Below are 19533 nucleotides of genomic sequence, written 5' to 3'. Positions count from 1 at the left end.
GCGGTCAGTGGCTTCCGGCGAGCTCGCCGCTGAGGGCGCCGTGCATGCGGGCACTGTGCTCGTTGAGGCCGACGATCTCGACGGTCTTGCCGTGCCGCTCGTATTTGGTGGTGACGGCGTCGAGGGCGGCGACGGTGGACGCGTCCCAGACGTGGGCGTCGGTGAGGTCGATGGTGACGCGGTCGGGGTCGCCGGCATAGTCGAACTGGTAGACCAGGTCGTTGCTGGAGGCGAAGAACAGTTCGCCGGTGACGGCGTAGACGACCTGGCCGCCGTCGGGGTCGGTGACGGCGGAGACGTTGACCAGGTGCGCGACCCGGCGGGCGAAGACGATCATTGCGGTGATCGAGCCGGCGACCACGCCGATGGCGAGGTTGTGGGTGGCGACCACGACGGCGACGGTGACCGCCATGACGATGGTCTCACCGAGCGGCATGCGCTTGAGGGTGGACGGCTGGACCGAGTGCCAGTCGAAGGTGCCGACCGAGACCAGGACCATGACGGCGACCAGGGCGGCCATGGGGATGTCGGAGACGATCGGGCCGAAGGCGATGCACAGGGTCATCAGGAACGCCCCGGCCAGGAAGGTCGACAGCCGGGTCCGGGCACCGCTCTTGACGTTGATCATGGTTTGGCCGATCATCGCGCAGCCGCCCATGCCGCCGAAGAACCCGGTGACGATGTTGGCGATGCCCTGTCCGATGGACTCGCGGGTCTTGCCCGAGCGGGTGTCGGTGATGTCGTCGACGAGCTTGGCGGTCATCAGCGACTCCATCAGCCCGACCAGCGCGAACGCCAGCGCGTAGGGGGCGATGAGGGTGAGGGTGTCCAGGGTGAGGGGGACGTCGGGGATGCCGGGGGTGGGCAGGGAGGACGGCAGTGCGCCCTTGTCTCCGACGGTCGGCACGGCGATGCCCGCGGCGACGGTGATGACGGTGAGGATGACGATCGACACCAGCGGCGCCGGGACGGCCTTGGTGACGCGGGGGAACAGCACCATCAGCGCCAGACCGGCGGCCACCAGCGGGTAGACGGGCCACGGGACGTTGCGCAGTTCGGGGACCTGCGCCATGAAGATCAGGATGGCCAGGGCGTTGACGAAGCCGACCATCACGCTGCGCGGCACGAACCGCATCAGCCGGGCCACGCCCAGCGCGCCGAGGACGATCTGGAAGATCCCGGCGAGGACGACGGTGGCGAACAGGTGTCCCAGGCCGTGCTCGCGGGCGATGGGCGCGACGACCAGGGCGACCGCGCCAGTGGCCGCGGAGATCATCGCGGGGCGTCCGCCGACGACCGAGATGGTGACGGCCATCGTGCAGGCGGCGAACAGCCCGATCCGCGGGTCCACCCCGGCGATGATCGAGAAGGAGATCGCCTCGGGGATCAGCGCGAGCGCGACCACCAGGCCGGCCAGCGCCTCGGTGCGCAGCAGCCTTGCGGTGACCGGCTGCGAAGGCGTGAGAGCGGGCTTCAGATGGCGTGCCAGGACGGCAGGCAGGCTCAAAACACTCCAGACATGAATCGTCCGCACCGGTACGGCGCGGGCACACGAACAACGGCGTGCGGGCGGGGGCCGGCGCCGATGCCGGCGAGAAGGCCGCGGGACGCGCGGGCGGTCAGGCCGCGGCTCGTTCACTACCCTAACGTAAGGGGAGAGTTTCCGGTGCCGCCGGGAGGCGCCGGGCAGCCGGCAGGGACGAGCGTCACACCCCTCGCGGGCGGGTCAGTCCAGGACGCCGGCGGCCAGCATGGGGGTGAGGGTGACGTCGGGGTGCTCGCGTTCGATGGCGCGCACCCGCCACTTGTCGACGAAGACCGCGACGTACGAGCCGTCGAGGGTGCGGGTGAGCACCTCGACGCCGCGGCGCCCGGCGAGCGTCTCGGCGGACTCCTTGTCGGTGACGCGGGCGGTGGTGTAGTCGAGGCGGGTCAGCTCGACCGGCGCGCCGAACTCGTCGGCCATCCGCGCGGTCACCACGTCGAACTGCAGCGGCCCGACCGCGGCGAGCACGGGGGCCTGGTCGCCGCGCAGGTCGCTGCGCAGCACCTGGACGACGCCCTCACTGTCGATCTGGTCGATGCCGCGGCGGAACTGCTTGGCGCGGCTGTTGTCCTTGACCCGCGCCACCATGAAGTGCTCGGGGGCGAACGCCGGGATCGGCGGGAAGGCCACGGGGGTCTTGGTGTACAGGGTGTCGCCCACGGTCAGGCCGGAGGCGTTCGGCAGGCCGATCACGTCCCCGGGGTAGGCGGCGTCCAGGGTGGAGCGGTCGCGGCCGAAGACCGTCTGGGCGTACTTGGTGGCCAGCGGACGCCCGGTCGGGGCGTGGGTGAGGGTCATGCCGCGCTCGAAGCGGCCCGAGCAGACCCGGATGAAGGCCAGCCGGTCGCGGTGTGCCTTGTCCATGCCCGCCTGCACCTTGAACACCTGCCCGGAGAACGGCGCCGACACCGGGCGCTCGCGGCCTTCGGAGTCGGTGCGCGCGGACGGCGCGGGCGCCAGCCGGCGGACGGTGTCCAGCAGCGCGCTCACGCCGAAGTTGGGCAGCGCGGCCCCGAACAGCACCGGGGTGCAGACGCCGGCGGCGAAGGCGTCCATGTCAAGGGTGGCGCCGATCTCGTCCAGCAGCGCCAGCTCCTCGTTGGCGGTCGTCCACGCCTGGCCCTCCTCGGCGGCGGCCCGGTCGGCCGGGACGTGCTCGGCGGCCGCGCGGGTGGCGCCGCCGGGGGTGCGGCGGAACCGGGTGAAGGAGCCGTCGGCGCGGTCGATCAGGCCGCGGAAGTCGCCGGCGATCCCGACCGGCCAGTTCAGCGGCGCCGGGCGCAGGCCGATGCGCTGCTCGACCTCGTCCAGCAGCTCCAGCGGCTCGCGGCCCGGCCGGTCCCACTTGTTGACGAAGGTGATGACGGGGATGCCGCGGTGCCGGCACACGTCGAAGAGCTTGAGCGTCTGCGCCTCCAGGCCCTTGGCCGAGTCCAGCAGCATGATCGCCCCGTCCACGGCGGCGAGCACGCGGTAGGTGTCCTCGGAGAAGTCGGCGTGGCCCGGGGTGTCGAGCAGGTTCAGCAGCACGCCCTCGTACTCGAACCGCAGCACCGAGGAGGTGATGGAGATGCCGCGCGAGCGCTCCATGTCCATCCAGTCGGACCGGACGCCCCGCCGGCCGGCCTTGCCGTGCACCGCGCCCGCCTGCTCGATCGCCTGCGCGTGCAGTGCGAGGGCCTCGGTCAGCGTGGACTTGCCCGCGTCCGGATGACTGATCACCGCGAACGTCCGGCGCCGCGCCGCCTCCGCCGCGACGTCCTCCGCCGTCCCGATTCCGGCGCTCACCGCGCTCCTCTCCCGTGCTCCGCCTCGCCGGGCCCGGCCGGACGCGTCCGGTCCGCCACGGCCGCTCGTACGTCCGAGACCGTCCTGGAACAATCTAACCTTACGTTAGAGTTCGAGGTGGGCGGGTCGGCGGAGACGGCTTGCACCGGCTGTCGCCGCGCCCGCAGAGCCGGCCGGACGGCCGGCCAGACGCCGCAGGACCACGAGGATGTGAACCCCATGGGCGCACGGTTCGAAGAACTCGACTGGCGTCCGACGCCCATGGGCGCCGTCAGCCTGCGGCGGCGCCGCGATCCTGCCGCCGGCGTCGATGTCTACGAGATCAAACTCGATGACGACTTCCTGATGTCGAGCCTGTGGACGGAGGGCGAGACCGAACTCGCCCGCCTCGGCCTGGCGGCGGCGGCGGGTGACGCGCTCGACGTCGCCGTGGGCGGGCTCGGTCTCGGCTACACCGCCCAGGCCGCGCTGGACGATCCCCGCGTGCATTCGCTCGTCGTGGTGGAGGCCCTTGCCGAGGTCATCGAATGGCATCAGGCAGGGCTGGTGCCGCTGGGCGAACGGCTGGCGGGCGACGAGCGCTGCCGCCTGGTCCAGGGTGACTTCTTCGCCATGGCCCCTTCCTCGGACGGGCTGGACCCGCGCAATCCGGAAGCCCGCTTCCACGCGATCCTGCTCGACATCGACCATTCGCCGAGCCACGTCCTCGACCCGGCCCACGCCTCGTTCTACCGGCCCCCGGCGCTGGGTCGCATGGCCGAGCGGCTCCACCCCGGCGGCATCTTTGCCCTCTGGTCGAACGAAGCCCCCGACGACGGCTTCAGCGCCGTGCTCGGTGAGGTGTTCGCCGAAGCGGAGGCGCACGTCGTGGAGTTCTCGAACCCCATCCAAGGGGGTACTTCAGCCAACACCGTCTACGTCGCCCGCACCGAGCGGTGAGGCGGGCCGGCGTGGGGAGGAAGCCGACGGACGGCCGGCAGATGCAGATCGGCGAGGTCGCGGACCGGACCGGTCTGAGCCTGCGCACCATCCGCCACTACGAAGAGGTCGGCCTCGCGGTCCCCACGGCGCGCTCGCAGGGCGGGTTCCGCCTCTACACGGACGAGGACGTCGCGCGCCTGCTGGTCATCAAGCGGATGAAGCCGCTCGACTTCACCCTCGAAGAGATGCGCGACCTGCTGACCGTCCTGGACGAACTCCGCTCCGGCGACGCCGACGAGGCGACGCGGGCCGACCTCGCCAAGCGCCTCGCCCTCTACCGCGCCCTGGTCGAGGAGCGCTGCGAGAAGCTCCGCACCCGCCTGTCGGACGCCGAGCGGTTCTCCACCGAACTCACGTCGGAACTGCGCAAGCACCGCCGCTGACCCGGCGGGGGCTCACTCGCCGGGGAGGTGGGGGGCGGTCGTGGCGTGCAGGGCGAGGGAGAGTTCGACGGCGCTGTCGACGACGGCGTCGAGGTCGTCGCCCAGCCGTCCGTCGGCCCACTGCTGGGCCAGCTCGGTCATCGCGCCGGTGAACATCGTCGCGCCGACGACGACGGGGAGCCGCGGGCTCTCGGTGCGGCTCATCGCGAGGACGCCCTCCAGCAGGGCGGTCTGCGCGGCGCGGCGGCGCTCGGCCAGCACTTCGTGGCCGCGCGCCTCGGCGAACAGTACGCGTCCGCGGCGGGGGTCCTCGCTGATGAAGCTCAGCACGGCGCGGATGCCCGCGCGCGTGCGGACGTCCGGGTGTGGGCCCGCCTCCTCCAGGGCGCGGGCCAGGACCTCGGCGAGCGAGGCGGCCTCCCGGTCGTAGACGGCGGCGAGCAGCGCGCCGGTGTCGGGGAAGTTCTCGTAGAAGTAGCGCGTGTGCAGCTCGGCCTCGCGGCAGACGGCGCGGACGGTGAGGGCCGCCTCGCCCTCCTCGCCGAACAGCCGGAACGCGGCCCGGACGAGCATGGCGCGCCGCTCGTCGCGGCGCCTGCTCGCGGGGACCCCGGCCCACCGTGTGGACGCGGCCGTGCGCGTGCTCGCCATGCCGGTCACCCTACCCCCGCGCCGCCGCGCGCCCCGGAAGTCTGGACACGGTTGTACCCAAACACTTACTCTGGATACACCTGTCACCAGAATGGGCCGGGAGTTGCGGCATGCCATCGAGGACCAACATCATCGCGGCGCGGTTCGAGCGGGCCTTCGACACCGATATCCGCTCCAGGTTCTTCCGCGGTCTGGAGTTCGCCGGGCCGGAGGGCGACCCCGGCTGGTTCGGGCCCGGCAGCGCGGTCTGGTACGTCCACTCGCACCTGCCGACCCTGCTGCTCGGGCTGGTCGGGGCCGCCTACATCGAGGGCCTGGACCCGAGCATCAGCTGGATGGCCTACGACCACTCCCGCATCCCCGAGCGCGTCGACGGCGTCCCGACCGGCGGCATCGACCCCGAGGGCGCGGCGGTGCGGCTCGGGCACTCGCTGTCGTTCTTCATCGGGACGGCCTACGGCTCCACCGCGACGGCCGAGCGCCTCGCCCGGACCGTCCGCGCCATGCACCACACGGTGAAGGGCACCCGTCCGGACGGGCTGCCCTACGACGCCGACGACCCCGACTGGCTGCGCTGGAACTACGCCACCGTCGTGTGGGGGCTGGCGACCGCGCACGAGCGCTACCACCGCCGCCCCCTCAAGGGCGACGGCCTGGAGCGCTACTACCGCGAGTTCGTCCGCGTCGGCGAGGCGCTGGGCGGCACGGACCTTCCCGCCACCAAGGCGGAGGTCGCCGAGTGCCTGGAGTCCTACCTGCCGCGCCTCGCCCTCACCCCGATCAAGGCGTTCGGGACCGGGCCCAACCTGCGCGACAGCAAGGCCAAGCCGTGGGAGCCCGGCAGCCCGTTCATGGACTGGGCGGCCCGCGACATGCTGCCGGAGTGGGCGCGGAAGCTCGCCCTCTACCGGCCGCCGAACCCGGTGGCGCTGCGGCTGCGCCGGACGACGCTGTGGGTCGCCCTCAACGCCCTGCACGACGCCACCGGGCCGCTGCCGGAGTTCCGCCAGGCGCGGGCCCGGGTGGCGGCGGGCGCGGCGGCGCCGGTCGCCTCCACCGCGCCGGCCGCGCCCGACCCGGAGCTGTCCCGCGAAGAGGTCGAGGCCATCGCCTGATTTCGGCGCCCACCCTCGCCCCTGACGGCAACCGAATGTCATTCTGGTGTTCTGGACGCAGAACTTGGAGGGGCCATGGCGATCGCGATCGGCGACGAGCACCGCGAGCTGGCACGGACGGCGCGCGCGTTCCTGCGCGACCAGAAGGCGCGGGCGGCGAACCGCGCGCTGCTGGACGCGGAGCAGGAGACCCTGCCCGCCTTCTGGACGGGGTTCGCCGCACTGGGGCTGCTCGGCCTGCACCTTCCCGAGGAGCACGGCGGCGGGGGAGCGGGCCTTCCGGAGCTCGTCGTGGTCGCCGAGGAGCTCGGCCGCGCCGCCGCGCCGGGCCCGATGCTGCCGACGATGATCGCGTCCGCCGTGCTCGCCGCGGCGGAGGACGAGGAACCGCGGGCCCGGCTGCTGCCCGGCCTCGCGTCGGGCGCGACCCCGGCGGCCCTCGGCCTGGACGGGGCGCTCACCGTGAGCGGCGGCGCCGCCACCGGGGACGCGGGCGTCGTGCTGGGCGGCGGCCTCGCGGAGCTGCTCGTCCTGCCCGCCGGGGACGACATGGTGGTCGTGCGGGCGGACGCACCGGGCGTCACCGTCGAGGTGCCCGAGAACCTGGACCCGGCCCGCCGCTCCGCGCGCGTCCGGCTCGACGGCGCCGCCGTGGAGGTCCTCCCCGGGGCCCGCGCGTACGCGACCGCCGTCGCCCGGACGCTGATGTCCGCGGAGGCCGTCGGGGGCGCGCTGGAATGCGTCGACGCGGCCACCGCGTACGCCAAGGTGCGCCGGCAGTTCGGGCGGCCGATCGCGACGTTCCAGGCCGTCAAGCACCACTGCGCGAACATGCTCGTCGCCGCGGAGCTGGCCACGGCCGCGGTGTGGGACGCGGCGCGGGCCGCGTCCGGTCCGGCCGACCAGTTCGAGCTGGCCGCGGCCGTCGCGGCGGCGCTCGCCCTGCCCGCCTTCACCTCCAACGCGGGCCTGAACATCCAGGTCCACGGCGGGATCGGCTTCACCTGGGAGCACGACGCCCACCTGCTGCTGCGCCGGGCCGCGACGCTGGAGGCCGTCGGCGACCCGCACGCGGCGGAGCGCGACGTGACCCGGCTGCGGGTGGCCGGGGTCGTCCGGGAGACGAGCCTCGACCTGCCGCCCGAGGCGGAGGCGCGGCGCGCGGAGGTCCGCGAGCTGGCCCGGGAGATCGCCGCGCTGCCCAAGGCCGAGCAGCGCGAGAGGCTCATCGAGACCGGCTACGTCCAGCCGCATTGGCCGCGCCCCTGGGGCGTGGAGGCGAGCGCCGGGCTCCAGCTCGTCATCGAGGACGAGTTCCGCGCCGCAGGCGTGAAGCGCCCGCAGCTCGGCATCACCGGCTGGGTGATCCTCACGCTCGTCCAGCACGGGACGCAGGACCAGATCGACCGGTGGGTGCGTCCGGCGCTCACCGGTGAGGAGGTCTGGTGCCAGCTGTTCAGCGAGCCCGACGCCGGATCGGACGCCGCGGCCGTCAAGACCCGCGCCGTCAAGGTGGACGGCGGCTGGCTCGTCAACGGCCAGAAGGTGTGGACGAGCGGCGCCCAGTACTGCCGCTGGGGCTTCGCGACCGTCCGCACCGACCCGGACGCGCCGAAGCACTCCGGCGTCACGATGGTCGTCGTCGACATGCACCACCCCGGCGTGGAGGTCCGGCCGCTGCGCCAGACGACCGGCGCCTCCGACTTCAACGAGGTGTTCTTCTCCGACGTCTTCGTCCCCGACGCCGACGTCGTCGGGGAGCCGAACAAGGGCTGGTCGGTCGCCCGCGCCACCCTCGGCAACGAGCGGGTCAGCATCGGCGGCGGCGTCGGCGGCCCGCCCGGACCCGACGTGTTCCGGCTCTACACCGAGCGGGGCGACCGCGTCCCGGCGGCGGCCGAGCGGGTCGGCGCGTACGCGGCCGAGGAGCAGGCCCTCCGGCTGCTCAACCTCCGCTCGGCCGAGCGCGCCGTCGCGGGCGGTGAGCCGGGCCCCGAGGGGAACATCACCAAGCTCGTCCTCGCCGAGCACGGCCACGCCACCGCCGCGCTCCTCGCCGAGTTCGCCGGGCCCGAGACCGCGTTCAACGAGGGGCTCGGCCAGTTCGCGGGCCTGATGCGCCTCGGGTCGCGCGGCATGTCCATCGCGGGCGGCACCTCCGAGATCACCCGCAACCAGATCGCCGAGCGCATCCTCGGCCTGCCCCGCGACCCGCTGATCCGCTGACGGGGCGGTCCGGCCCCGGCGCGGTCACGCCGGGGCCGGGGCCTGTGTTCACGACCGGCGGCGGTGGGCCGGCTCCAGGGACGGGTTGCCGGTCATGTGCCTGATGCCGGCCATGTCGGTGCCGGGCGGGACGACCTCGTCGATGGCGTCGAGGATGGCCGCGTCGAGCCGGACGTCGGCGGCGGCGAGCAGGTCCTCCAGCTGCGCCATCGTCTTCGGGCCGATGATCGTCGAGGTGATGGCCGGGTGCTCGGCGACGAACCCGAGGGCCAGGTGGGTCAGCGAGAGGCCCGCCTGCTCGGCGATCTTGGTGAGCCGTTCCACGGCGTCGTAGCGCGCCGAGGCGCTGGGGTCGGTGTCCACGGTGCGGCCCCGCCACACCGGGCTGTCCGAGGGGGCGAAGCGGGCGCCCTCGGGGGCCTGCTCGCCGCGCCGGTACTTGCCGGTGAGCCAGCCGCCGGCGAGCGGGCTCCACGGGATGACGCCCATCCCGTGCCGCCGCGCCGCTGGCAGCATGGACTCCTCGATCGACCGGGCGAAGATCGAGTACTGCGGCTGCTCGCAGACGAACCGGACGCCGCCCCGGCGCTCGGCGGCCCACTGCGCCTCGACGATCCAGTCGGCGGGGAAGGACGACGACCCGACGTACAGCACCTTGCCCTGGCGGACGAGGTCGGTCAGGGCGTCGAGCGTCTCCTCGAGGTCGGTCTCCCAGTCGCGGCGGTGCATCTGGTACAGGTCGATGCGGTCGGTGCCGAGGCGGCGCAGGCTGTCCTCCACGGCGCGGACGATGTAGCGCCGCGAGCCGCCCCGGGCGTTGCGCGCGTCGTCGTCGAGCGGGAAGAAGAACTTGGTCGCGAGGACGACGTCGTCGCGGCGGCCCTTGAGGGCCTTCCCGACGATCTCCTCGCTCTCCCCGGTGGAGTACATGTCGGCGGTGTCGATGAAGTTGATGCCGGCGTCCAGCGCCCGGTGGACGATCCGCTCGGACTCGCCGTGGTCGGGGTTGCCGACGGCGCCGAACATCATCGCACCGAGGGTCTGGGTGCTGACCTCGACGCCGGTACGGCCGAGCTTGCGGTACTGCATGCGTGCTCCTCGTTAGGCGAACGCGAGGAACGCTAGGTGCTGGAGCGCGCTCCAGGTCAAGCGCGGTCAGGCGCCGGGCGCCGTCTCGGCGAGCCAGTCGTACCAGGCGTCCAGGCCGTCGCCGCGGGTCGCCGAGACGGGCAGTACGCGCAGCCCGGGGCACAGCCGGCGGGCCGCGTCCCGGCAGGCGTCCATGTCGAAGTCGACGTACGGCAGCAGGTCGGTCTTGTTGACCAGCAGGACGTCCGCGCCGCGGAACATGTGCGGGTACTTCAGCGGCTTGTCGTCGCCCTCGGTGACGGACATGAGCACGACGCGGGCCCGCTCGCCGAGGTCGAACAGCGCCGGGCAGACGAGGTTGCCGACGTTCTCGACGAACACCGTGGAGCCGTCCGGCGGGGCCAGCGCGGCCAGCGCCCCGGCCACCATCCCGGCGTCGAGGTGGCAGCCGGCGCCCGTGTTGACCTGGACGGTCCGGGCCCCGGCCGCGGTGAGGCGCCGCGCGTCCAGCAGCGTCTCCTGGTCGCCCTCGATCACCGAGATCGGACGGTCGCGGCTCAGGTCGGCGACCGTGCGCTCCAGCAGCGTGGTCTTCCCCGAACCGGGGGAGCTCATCACGTTGAGCGCGACGATGCCGCGTTCGGCCAGCCACGCCCGGTTCCGGCCGGCCAGTTCGTCGTTGCGGGCCAGCACCCTGCGGCCCAGCGGCACGACGTGCCCCTCCTCCTCCCCTAGGTCGTCCTCCAGGTCGTGTACGAGATCGTGGACGTGCCCGTGGACGTGCCCGGCGGCGTCGCCGTGGACGTGCCCGGGGGCCGTCAGGGTCGTCAGGCGCGCGGCGTCCTCGCCGTCGCAGCCGCAGCTCTCACACATCGTCGGCTACCTCCACCGCCTTGATCGTCAGGTCGGCGCCGCCGCTGATCACCACGTCGGCGCTTCCGCACGGGCACACCGCGAGCGGATCGCGCGCGGGGAACGAGGCCCCGCAGGCGGTGCAGTCGCCGACGCCCTCCGGCTCGGTGATGTCGAGCCGCGCGCCCTCGACGCACGTCCCTTCGCCGGCCAGTTCGAAGCAGAAACGCACCGCGTCCGGCATGACTCCGGAAAGTCTCCCTATTTCGAGGTGGACCACCACCACCCGCGAATCGGGCAATTGGGTGGAAATTGCCGCTATGACGCTCTCCGTGACGGCCAATTCGTGCACGCGTCCTCCCGGCCCGCTTCCATTGCCCCACCGCCGTTCTGCTGCCCCGATCTCCCCAGTTCAAACGGTGTGTTTACCGAACCGAGGAAAGGGGTTGAGGCGCTTTTCGGGCGGTGTTTCGCGCCGTTCCCGCAGGGCAACCGGATGGGGTGATGACCGCAGCCGGTCGAGGGGGGAAGCGATGACGAGCGTCGCTCCGGCGGAGCCGCTGACGGACGAGATCCACATTCTGTGGACGTCCGAGGGAATGAGCTGCGACGGGGACACGGTCTCGGTGACCGCGGCCTCGCTGCCGAGCATCGAGGACGTCGTCCTCGGCGCGATACCGGGCCTGCCGAAGGTCCACCTGCACAACAAGGTGCTGGCCTACGAGAACGGCGACGAGTTCATGGAGGCGTTCCGCCAGGCCGCGCGCGGCGAGCTGTCGCCGTTCGTCCTCGTCGTCGAGGGCTCGATCCCGAACGAGAACATCAACGGGGACGGCTACTGGACGTCGATGGGCAACGACCCGGAGACCGGCGAGCCGATCACGCTGAACGAGTGGATCGACCGGCTCGCGCCGAAGGCGTGGGCGGTCGTCGCGGCCGGGACCTGCGCGACCTACGGCGGCATCCACGCGATGGCGGGCAACCCGACCGGATGCATGGGCCTCGCCGACTACCTCGGCTGGGACTTCCGCTCCGCGGGCGGGCTGCCGATCGTGAACGTGCCGGGCTGCCCGGTCCAGCCGGACAACTTCATGGAGACGCTGCTCTGGGTGCTGCACCAGGCGGCCGGGCTGGCGCCGGTCATCCCGCTGGACGAGAAGCTGCGGCCGACGTGGCTGTTCGGCAAGACCGTCCACGAGGGCTGCGACCGCGCCGCCTACTACGAGCAGGCCGACTTCGCGCGCGACTACAACTCGCCGAAGTGCCAGGTCAAGATCGGCTGCTGGGGCCCGGTGGTGAACTGCAACGTCACCAAGCGCGGCTGGATGGACGGCGTCGGCGGCTGCCCCAACGTGGGCGGCATCTGCATCGGCTGCACGATGCCGGGCTTCCCGGACAAGTTCATGCCGTTCATGGACGAGCCGCCCGGGGCGAGCCTGTCCACCACGCTGCTGAGGTCCTACGGGCCGTTCATCCGGACGATGCGGTCGATCACCAACAGGGGCGCGAACCGGGAGCCGAAGTGGCGCCACAACCGGGAGCGGCTGACCAGCGGCTACCAGCCCCGCTGGCCGCACCAGTGAACGGCGGCCGTGCCGCCGCCGGGCCGGCGGCGGCACGGCCCGACCAGGAAAGACACGAGCGGAGGACGGCCGCGCCGGGGGACGGCGGACGGGCCGCGGAACAGGGGCGAGCGATGAAGCGGGGCGAGTCATGAAGCAGGGGACGGCGGCGCGCGGCGAACGGGCGGCCACGCAGGCGGGCCTCGTGGAGGTGGCGTTCGACCCGATCACCCGGATCGTCGGCAACCTCGGCATCTACACCAAGATCGATTTCGCGAACGGGCAGGTGGCCGAGTGCCGGAGCACCTCGTCCATCTTCCGCGGCTACAGCGTGTTCATGAAGGGCAAGGACCCGCGCGACTCGCACTTCATCACGAGCCGGATCTGCGGCATCTGCGGCGACAACCATGCGACCTGCTCGATCTACGCACAGAACATGGCGTACGGGATAAAGCCCCCGCCGCTCGCCGACTGGATCATCAACCTCGGCGAGGCCGCCGAGTACATGTTCGACCACACGCTCTTCCAGGACAACCTGGTCTTCGTCGACTTCTGCGAGCGGATGGTCGCCGAGACGAACCCGAGCCTGCTGGCGACGGCGAAGAACACCGACGCGCCGCGCGGCTCCGTGCACGGGTTCCGCAAGATCGCCGACATCATGACGGCGTTCAACCCGTTCGAGGGCTCGGTCTACAAGGAGGCCCTCCAGCTCAGCCGCATCACCCGCGAGATGATCTGCCTGATGGAGGGGCGCCACGTCCACCCGTCGACGCTGTATCCGGGCGGCGTGGGGACGGTCGCGACGCCGCAGGTGTTCACCGACTACCTCGTCCGGCTGACGCGCTGCCTCGACTTCGTCAAGCGGGCCGTCGCGATGAACGACGACATCTTCGACTTCTTCCTGGAGGCGCTGCCCGGCTACGACCAGGTCGGCCGGCGGCGGACGCTGCTCGGCTGCTGGAGCGCCTTCCAGAACCCGGACGTCTGCGACTACGACTACCGGCACATGTCCGAGTGGGGGCGGGCCGCCTACGTCACCCCGGGCATCGTCGTGGACGGGGAGCTCCTCACGACGGACCTGGTCGACATCAACCTCGGCATGCGGATCCTGCTGGGCAGCTCCTACTACGACGACTGGGTCAACGAGGAGACCTTCGTCAAGGAGGACCCGCTCGGCAACCCGATCGACCAGCGGCACCCGTGGAACCAGACGACGCTGCCGAACCCGCAGAAGCGCGACCTCGACGGCGGCAAGTACAGCTGGGTGATGAGCCCGCGCTGGCGCCACCCGGAGACCGGCGACCACCTCGCCCTCGACACCGGCGGCGGGCCGCTCGCCCGGCTGTGGGCGACCGCGCTGGCCGGCGAGGTGGACACCCCGTACGTCCGCTCGACCGGGCACAGCGTCCAGATCGACCTGCCGAAGACGCCCGGCATGCCGGAGGTCAACCTGGAGTGGAAGCCGCCGCAGTACGCCAACACGATCGAGCGCGACCGGGCCCGCGCCTACTTCATCGCCTACGCGGCGGGGATGGCGCTGTACTTCGCCGAGAAGGCCCTCGACGAGGTCCGGGGCGGGCGGACGAAGGTGTTCACCGACTTCGACGTCCCGGACGAGGCGATCGGCTGCGGGTTCCACGAGGCCGTGCGCGGCGTGCTGTCGCACCACCTCGTCATCCGCGACGGCAAGATCGCCAACTACCACCCGTACCCGCCGACGCCGTGGAACGCCAGCCCGCGCGACTCCTACGGCACGCCCGGCCCGTACGAGGACGCCGTCCAGGGCCAGCCGATCTTCGAGGAGAACGGCCCGGACGACTTCAAGGGCATCGACATCATGCGGACCGTCCGCAGCTTCGACCCGTGCCTGCCGTGCGGCGTGCACATGTACGTCGGCAACGGCCGGACGATCGAGAAGCGGCACTCCCCGATGTTCGGCGCCCAGGAAGAGCACTGATGGGCTGGGACGACGAGCGCGTGCGGGAGCACGTCCGGCGCCTGGAGGGGCTGCTCGACGGCCTCGACCCGGCGGCGCACCAGGCCGTCCAGGCGCTGGTGGAGCTGTACGGGGAGGCCCTCGACCGGATCGTGCGGCTCACCGCGGACGCCTCCGCCCTCGCCGGCGACGAGCTGGTCGGCCACCTGCTGGCCATGCACGGCCTGCACCCGGAGACGCCGGAGGCGCGGGTCGGGCGGGCGCTCGCCGCGCTGGAGGGGTTCCTCGGCAAGCACCGCACGTCGGTGGAGTTCGCCGGGATCGACGGGGCGGCGGTGCGGCTGAAGGTCGCGACCGAGGGGCGCGCCGCCGCGCCCCGCCCGGTGCTGGACGCCGTGGAGCGGGCGGCCCTGGCCGCGGCGCCGGAACTGGAGCGGGTCGAGATCGAGGCGCCCGCGCCGGAGAAGGTGCTGATCACCCTGGACCAGGTGCGGAGCCGCGCATGACGCCCGCGCTGTCCACGCCGAGGCTGGCGGCGCTGGCCTCGGCACCGCCGCTCCCGCCGCCGGCGGCCGAGGCCGAGGCCGAGGAGCAGTGCGACCTGTGCGCCGAACCCGTGCGCGGCGCGCACCGGCACCTGCTCGACCTGGACAAGGGCGAGCTGCTGTGCGCGTGCGGGGCGTGCACCCTGCTGTTCGACGGCCAGGCGGCGGGCGGGCGGCACTACCGGCTCGTCCCGGACCGGCGGCGCGAACTGACCGGCTTCCGGCTGGACGGCCCGCTGTGGGCGGGCCTCGGCATCCCCGTCGACCTGGCCTTCTTCTCCGTCTCGGAGCTGGGCGAGGTCACCGCCCGCTACCCGAGCCCGGCCGGCGCGCTGCGCGCGGCCGTGCACGCGGAGAACTGGCGGCGCGTGGCCGACGCCAACCCCGTCCTGGCGGAGCTGCGCCCGGACGTGGAGGCGCTCGTCGTGCACCGGGCGCGGGGCGCGGCCGAGCACTGGATCCTCCCGATCGACGACTGCTACCGGCTCACCGCCCTGCTGCGCGAGCACTGGACGGGCTTCACCGGCGGCGACGCGGTCTGGGAGCGCATCGGCGCGTTCTTCGCGGAGTTGAGGGCGGCCGGTGGGAAGGCGGCGCAGGCAGGCACCGAGGGGAAGAGGAGAACACGATGATCAAGGTGGGGAAGCCCGACGTCTCGCCCGACAAGCCCTCGCACACGAGGGGCGTCCACGAGGGCAACGCGACGGGCAACTACGACAAGCAGGTCGGGCACCTGCCCGACGGCACGTCCACCGCGGCCCGCTCGACGGGGATCAACCCGGCGGCCCGCGGCCCGATCCTCGACTCGATGCCGAATTTGTCTCCGGCATGAGCGAAGCGAACCGGGGGGCGTGGGGGGTCGCCCCCCCTCGAAGGAGCAGGGCATGAGCGAAGCGAAGCGGGGGGCGTGGGGGGGCGTCCCCCCTCGGGGAGGCGGAGCATGAGTTCGACACCGGAGCTCGGGCTCGATCTGCTCGGGATCGAGGCGGAGGCGTACGCGGCTACGCCGACGCTGAGCCTGCGGGTCGGGCTGCGGCGGCTGGACGGCGGGCCCGTGCAGTGCGTCCTGCTCACCACCACGGTGACGATCGCGGCGGCGCGCCGCGGCTACGACGACGCCGAGCGCGACCGGCTCGCCGGGGTGTTCGGCCCGCCGGAGATGTGGGACCGGTCGCTGCACGGCCTGACCTGGGCGCGCGTCGGCACCACCGTGCCGACGTTCCGCGGCGGGACCGAGGTGGCGCTGTCGCTGCCGTGCGGGCACGACATGCAGGTGGCGGCCGACCGCTACCTGCACGCGCTCGGCGGCGGCGACGTCCCGCTCGACCTGACCTTCAACGGCACGGTGTTCTACCCCGGCGAGGACGGCAAGCTGCGCACCATGCAGATCCCGTGGCACCACGAGGCCACCGGCGACCTGCCCCTCCAGGCGTGGAGGGACCTGATGGGCCGCTACTACGGCACCGCCCGCTGGCTGCGCCTGGACGACGACTGCTTCGGCCGCCTGTCGGCCTACCGGGCCCGTCGCGCGCACTCCTCGTTCGACGACACGGTCGACGAGCTGCTGCGGCACGCCGAGAGCCGACGTGAGGAGGAAGAGTGGACCGCGTAAGGGCCATCGCGGACACCGTCCTCTACGAGGGGTACCTCCTCTGGCCGTACCGCCGGTCGGCCCTGAAGAACCGCCAGCGCTGGACGATCGGCGGCGTCTACCCGCGCGGCTACGCCGAGCGGAACAGCGACCGCTGGACGGTCCACGCCGAGTTCCTCATGGAGGCGGGGCCCGGCGCGCAGGTCGAGGTCACGCTGCGCTTCCTGCACGCGGTGCACCGCCAGGTGATGAACGGCGACACCCCGGTGGACGAGATCCGCGTCGGGGACGAGATCTGCACCACCTGGCAGGAGGCCCGAGAACGCGAACTCACCAGCGGGCCGGTCGCGGTCGAACGCCTCGTGCGCGCGCCCGTCCAGGTGCCCGTCGAGGTCGCGGCGGGCAGCGAAGAGGAAGCCGTGAACGGCAGGGGGCCGTGCGGGGGCGGCGGCGTGCGGTTCGTCCGGTCGTGGGAGCGGGTGGACGGACGGGTCGAGGTCTCGGCCGTGCCCGCCGGGGACGGCGCGGTGCGGCTGCGCGTGGAGGTCGTCAACACCGGCGCCGCCGACGAGCGCGAGGATGCCGTGCGGGCCGGGATGCTGTGCGCGCACGTCGTGGCGCACACCGGCGGCGGCGCGTTCGTCTCGCTCACCGACCCGCCGGAGCGGCTCGCGCAGGCGGCGGCGGAGTGCGGCAAGGACGGGCTGTGGCCGGTGCTCGCGGGCGAGCCGGGCGGCCACGACACCGTGCTCGCGGCGCCGATCGTCCTCTACGACTGGCCGCAGGTGGCGCCGGAGAGCCCCGGCGACCTGTTCGACGGGACGGAGATCGACCGGCTGCTGATCCTCAGCGTGCTCAGCCTCACCGAGGACGAGCGGCGGGAGATGGCGGCGACCGATCCGAAGGCGCGGCGGATCCTGGAGCGGTGCGACGCGCTGTCGTCCGGTGAGCTGCTGGCGCTGCACGGGACGTTGCGGGATCCGCGGAAGGACGTGTGGTGAGCGGGGGAGAGATGGGCACGGGCGGGCGGGAGACGGCACCCGGGAGCCGGGTCAGGCTGCGTCCCCGCGGGGGCGCCGACATCTTCGACCTGGCGCTCGTCGGGCGCACCGCCGTCGTCGAGCGCGTCGAGGAGGACATGGAGGGCGGGGTGCACCTGGTCGTCGCGCTGGACGACGACCCGGGCCGCGACCTCGGCCCCCGCAACCAGCTCGGGCACCGCTTCTTCGTCCGGCCGGACGAGGTCGAGCCGCTGCCCGGGGAGGCGCCGGACCGCAGGGTCCTCGTCGCGGGGATCGGCAACGTGTTCCACGGCGACGACGGGTTCGGCGTGGAGGTCGTCCGGCGGCTGGAGACGCGGCCGCTGCCGCCCGGCGTGGACGTCGTCGACTTCGGCATCCGCGGCATCGACCTGATGTACGCGCTCGGCGACGGCTACGGGGCGGCGGTCCTGGTCGACGCCGCCGAGCGCGGCCACCCGCCGGGCACCGTGTCGCTGGTCGAGCCCGGCCCGGACGACTTCGGCGGCGTCGCGGTGGACGCGCACGGCCTCGACCCGGCGCAGGTGCTGCGGCTGGCCAGGGACAACGGCCCGGTCCCGCCGCGCATCCTGCTCGTGGCGTGCGAGCCGGCGGCGCGGACCACGGACGCCACCTGGGAGATGCGGCTCAGCGCGCCGGTCGAGGCGGCGGTCGGGGAGGCCGCCGCGCTGGTCGAGCGGCTGCTCGCGGAGGAATTCACGCAGGAACTCGCGCAGGAGGGAGCGGGGAGATGAAGGCGAACGGACGGAGAGTGGAGATCAAGAAGGGGTTCTGCATCGGCGCGGGCGGGGCCCGGGTGATGCTCGCGCTGGTCGCGGTCGGCGCGGTCGTGCTGGTCGTCAGGGAGCTTCCGGGGCTGCGCCGGTACCTCAAAGCCGAGTCGATGTGATCGGGGACGCGGAGCGGACGCTCATGACGTCGATCGAGCGGCGCCTCGTCGGCCAGCTGAAGGAGGCGCACGCGCTCCAGGAGCACGCCGAGGCCGCGCTGAGCGAGATGCTGACCGCGGCGGCGGACGAGCCGGACCTCTCCCGGCCGCTCGGCCACTACGCCGAGCGGTCCCGGGCGTACACGAGGGCGGTCGAGGCGCGGCTGCACGCGCACGGGGCGTCGCCGAGCATCGCCCGCGACGCGGGGTCGCTGCTCGCGTCGGTGGTGGAGGCCGGGGTCGGGCGCGGCCACCGCGACCCCGTGCGGCACATGCGGGACGCCTACGTCGCCGTCCACCTGCAGATCGCGGCGGGCGAGACGCTGCGCCGGTTCGCCGAGCGCGCCGGGGACCGGGAGACGGCGGCGGTCGCGGCGGCGATGTGCGAGGACGCCCACGCGATGTCGCACGAGCTGTCGGACCGCTGGGACATCGCCGTGGAGATGTCGCTGCGCGCCCGCGGCGCCGGGCACTCCCCGCCGTCCGCGGGGGGCGGGCGATGACCGCGGCCGTGGCGGAGGTGTTCCGGCGGCGCGCGGAGCCGGCGGCCGCGCTCGCCGACGCGGCGGGCGCCATCGCCGCCGCCTGCCACGCGATGGCGGCCCGGTTCCACCGCGGGGGGCGCCTGCTCACCTTCGGGACCGGCGCCGCCGCCACCGACGCGCAGCACGTCGCGGTCGAGTTCGTGCACCCGGTGATCGTCGGCAAGCGGGCGCTGCCCGCGCTGTCGCTCACCGGCGACGTCGCGACGCTCACCGGCGTCTGCGCCGACGCCGGGTTCGACGACGTGTTCGCGCACCAGGTCCGCTGCTTCGGCGGCCCGGACGACATCGCGCTCGGGATCTCGCCGGACGGCCGCTGCGGCAGCGTCCGGCGCGCCCTGGAGTGCGCCCGGGAGCTCGGCATGCTGACGGTCGCGCTGGCGGGCGGGGACCCCGGAGCGCTCGCCGGGACGGTCGACCACCTGGTCACCGTGCCGTCCGACGACCCGCGCGTCGTGAAGGAGGTGCACGTCACCGCGTACCACGTGCTGTGGGAGCTGGTCCACGTGTTCCTGGAGCAGCCGGCCGTGCTCGACCAGGAGGTGACCGCGTGACCGGATGCACGGGCGACCACTGCGTGACCTGCGCGGACGAGGCCGTCCCGGTCGTCGTCGCGCGGCTCCTCGACGGCGGTCTCGCGGACGTCGACGTCGGCGGCGGGCGGCTCGAACGGGTCAGCGTGGCACTGGTGGACGCCGGTGTCGGCGACACCGTGCTCGTCCACGCCAAGGAGGCGATCGGGGTCGTGGCGACGTGAC

The 19533-nt window shown here is 73.2% G+C and carries 22 protein-coding genes; 16 read left to right on the top strand and 6 right to left on the bottom strand.

The features are described from left to right. Window positions 1–4: 4 nt before the first annotated feature. On the bottom strand, window positions 5–1507 hold the full coding sequence (locus ABWI07_RS08315; protein ID WP_375708339.1) for a SulP family inorganic anion transporter: 1503 nt from the start codon (window positions 1505–1507) through the stop codon (window positions 5–7). A 219-nt stretch (window positions 1508–1726) separates the two neighbouring features. Next, the gene (locus ABWI07_RS08310) at window positions 1727–3334 is read right to left on the bottom strand and encodes a peptide chain release factor 3 (protein WP_353818096.1); all 1608 of its coding nucleotides are present in this window, start codon (window positions 3332–3334) and stop codon (window positions 1727–1729) included. Between the two features lie 219 nt (window positions 3335–3553). Here ABWI07_RS08310 and ABWI07_RS08305 point away from each other — a divergent pair, with 219 nt between their 5' ends. Together ABWI07_RS08305 and ABWI07_RS08300 are read left to right on the top strand one after the other, a co-directional pair. Further along, entirely contained in the window at window positions 3554–4273 is a 720-nt protein-coding gene (locus ABWI07_RS08305; RefSeq protein WP_353818095.1) for a polyamine aminopropyltransferase, read from the top strand. Between the two features lie 41 nt (window positions 4274–4314). Beyond that, on the top strand, window positions 4315–4698 hold the full coding sequence (locus ABWI07_RS08300; RefSeq protein ID WP_149261252.1) for a MerR family transcriptional regulator: 384 nt from the start codon (window positions 4315–4317) through the stop codon (window positions 4696–4698). A 12-nt stretch (window positions 4699–4710) separates the two neighbouring features. On the opposite strand, the gene ABWI07_RS08295 is transcribed toward ABWI07_RS08300, so the two are convergent. Further along, entirely contained in the window at window positions 4711–5349 is a 639-nt protein-coding gene (locus ABWI07_RS08295) for a TetR/AcrR family transcriptional regulator (protein WP_149261045.1), read from the bottom strand. A gap of 110 nt (window positions 5350–5459) precedes the next feature. Between ABWI07_RS08295 and ABWI07_RS08290 the strand changes: the two genes are divergently transcribed. Together ABWI07_RS08290 and ABWI07_RS08285 are read left to right on the top strand one after the other, a co-directional pair. Beyond that, window positions 5460–6464, top strand: coding sequence for an oxygenase MpaB family protein (locus ABWI07_RS08290; RefSeq protein ID WP_149261044.1), 1005 nt, complete (start codon window positions 5460–5462; stop codon window positions 6462–6464). A gap of 75 nt (window positions 6465–6539) precedes the next feature. Beyond that, window positions 6540–8690, top strand: coding sequence for an acyl-CoA dehydrogenase family protein (locus tag ABWI07_RS08285; protein ID WP_353818094.1), 2151 nt, complete (start codon window positions 6540–6542; stop codon window positions 8688–8690). Window positions 8691–8738: 48 nt separating this feature from the next. On the opposite strand, the gene ABWI07_RS08280 is transcribed toward ABWI07_RS08285, so the two are convergent. From ABWI07_RS08280 to ABWI07_RS08270, 3 genes are all read right to left on the bottom strand, one after another. Continuing rightward, window positions 8739–9779: an aldo/keto reductase gene (locus tag ABWI07_RS08280; RefSeq protein ID WP_353818093.1), complete on the bottom strand. Its 1041-nt coding sequence runs from the start codon at window positions 9777–9779 to the stop codon at window positions 8739–8741. Window positions 9780–9845: 66 nt separating this feature from the next. Then, window positions 9846–10652: a hydrogenase nickel incorporation protein HypB gene (gene hypB, locus ABWI07_RS08275; protein WP_353818092.1), complete on the bottom strand. Its 807-nt coding sequence runs from the start codon at window positions 10650–10652 to the stop codon at window positions 9846–9848. Continuing rightward, window positions 10645–10983 (bottom strand): hydrogenase maturation nickel metallochaperone HypA/HybF, encoded by a 339-nt coding sequence (locus ABWI07_RS08270; RefSeq protein WP_149261040.1) that lies wholly within the window; start codon window positions 10981–10983, stop codon window positions 10645–10647. The genes hypB and ABWI07_RS08270 overlap by 8 nt, the downstream gene beginning before the upstream one ends. Before the next feature lie 181 nt (window positions 10984–11164). Between ABWI07_RS08270 and ABWI07_RS08265 the strand changes: the two genes are divergently transcribed. From ABWI07_RS08265 to ABWI07_RS08210, 12 genes are all read left to right on the top strand, one after another. Further along, window positions 11165–12214: an NADH-quinone oxidoreductase subunit B family protein gene (locus ABWI07_RS08265; RefSeq protein ID WP_149261039.1), complete on the top strand. Its 1050-nt coding sequence runs from the start codon at window positions 11165–11167 to the stop codon at window positions 12212–12214. A 130-nt stretch (window positions 12215–12344) separates the two neighbouring features. Next, the gene (locus ABWI07_RS08260; protein ID WP_149261038.1) at window positions 12345–14150 is read left to right on the top strand and encodes a nickel-dependent hydrogenase large subunit; all 1806 of its coding nucleotides are present in this window, start codon (window positions 12345–12347) and stop codon (window positions 14148–14150) included. Next, a complete protein-coding gene (locus ABWI07_RS08255) occupies window positions 14150–14635 on the top strand; it encodes a NifU-related iron-sulfur-binding protein (protein ID WP_149261037.1) in 486 nt (161 codons plus the stop codon). Before ABWI07_RS08260 ends, ABWI07_RS08255 begins: the two co-directional genes overlap by 1 nt. Beyond that, window positions 14632–15306 carry a DUF5947 family protein gene (locus ABWI07_RS08250; RefSeq protein WP_353818091.1) on the top strand — a complete coding sequence of 225 codons (675 nt, stop codon included), beginning with the start codon at window positions 14632–14634 and terminating at the stop codon, window positions 15304–15306. Before ABWI07_RS08255 ends, ABWI07_RS08250 begins: the two co-directional genes overlap by 4 nt. Continuing rightward, on the top strand, window positions 15303–15506 hold the full coding sequence (locus ABWI07_RS08245; RefSeq protein ID WP_149261035.1) for a hypothetical protein: 204 nt from the start codon (window positions 15303–15305) through the stop codon (window positions 15504–15506). Before ABWI07_RS08250 ends, ABWI07_RS08245 begins: the two co-directional genes overlap by 4 nt. A 108-nt stretch (window positions 15507–15614) precedes the next feature. Then, window positions 15615–16286, top strand: coding sequence for a DUF6084 family protein (locus ABWI07_RS08240; protein ID WP_353818090.1), 672 nt, complete (start codon window positions 15615–15617; stop codon window positions 16284–16286). Then, window positions 16274–17266, top strand: a complete 993-nt coding sequence (locus tag ABWI07_RS08235; RefSeq protein ID WP_353818089.1) for a hypothetical protein — start codon at window positions 16274–16276, stop codon at window positions 17264–17266. Before ABWI07_RS08240 ends, ABWI07_RS08235 begins: the two co-directional genes overlap by 13 nt. Next, a complete protein-coding gene (locus ABWI07_RS08230; RefSeq protein ID WP_235036995.1) occupies window positions 17263–18039 on the top strand; it encodes a hydrogenase maturation protease in 777 nt (258 codons plus the stop codon). The genes ABWI07_RS08235 and ABWI07_RS08230 overlap by 4 nt, the downstream gene beginning before the upstream one ends. Continuing rightward, window positions 18036–18194 (top strand): DUF6893 family small protein, encoded by a 159-nt coding sequence (locus ABWI07_RS08225; protein WP_160160996.1) that lies wholly within the window; start codon window positions 18036–18038, stop codon window positions 18192–18194. The genes ABWI07_RS08230 and ABWI07_RS08225 overlap by 4 nt, the downstream gene beginning before the upstream one ends. 23 nt (window positions 18195–18217) lie before the next feature. Continuing rightward, a complete protein-coding gene (locus ABWI07_RS08220) occupies window positions 18218–18736 on the top strand; it encodes a DUF892 family protein (protein WP_353818088.1) in 519 nt (172 codons plus the stop codon). Beyond that, the gene (locus ABWI07_RS08215) at window positions 18733–19329 is read left to right on the top strand and encodes a D-sedoheptulose-7-phosphate isomerase (protein ID WP_353818087.1); all 597 of its coding nucleotides are present in this window, start codon (window positions 18733–18735) and stop codon (window positions 19327–19329) included. The genes ABWI07_RS08220 and ABWI07_RS08215 overlap by 4 nt, the downstream gene beginning before the upstream one ends. Beyond that, complete coding sequence (locus tag ABWI07_RS08210) at window positions 19326–19532, top strand: HypC/HybG/HupF family hydrogenase formation chaperone (RefSeq protein ID WP_160160995.1); 207 nt, start codon at window positions 19326–19328, stop codon at window positions 19530–19532. Before ABWI07_RS08215 ends, ABWI07_RS08210 begins: the two co-directional genes overlap by 4 nt. Window position 19533 lies beyond the last annotated feature (1 nt).

The sequence above is a fragment of the Actinomadura sp. NPDC000600 genome, assembly GCF_040492135.1.
Classification (GTDB): Bacteria; Actinomycetota; Actinomycetes; order Streptosporangiales; family Streptosporangiaceae; genus Spirillospora.
The sequence above is the reverse complement of the archived record's forward strand: the minus strand, read 5'-3'. Positions and strand labels throughout refer to the sequence as shown.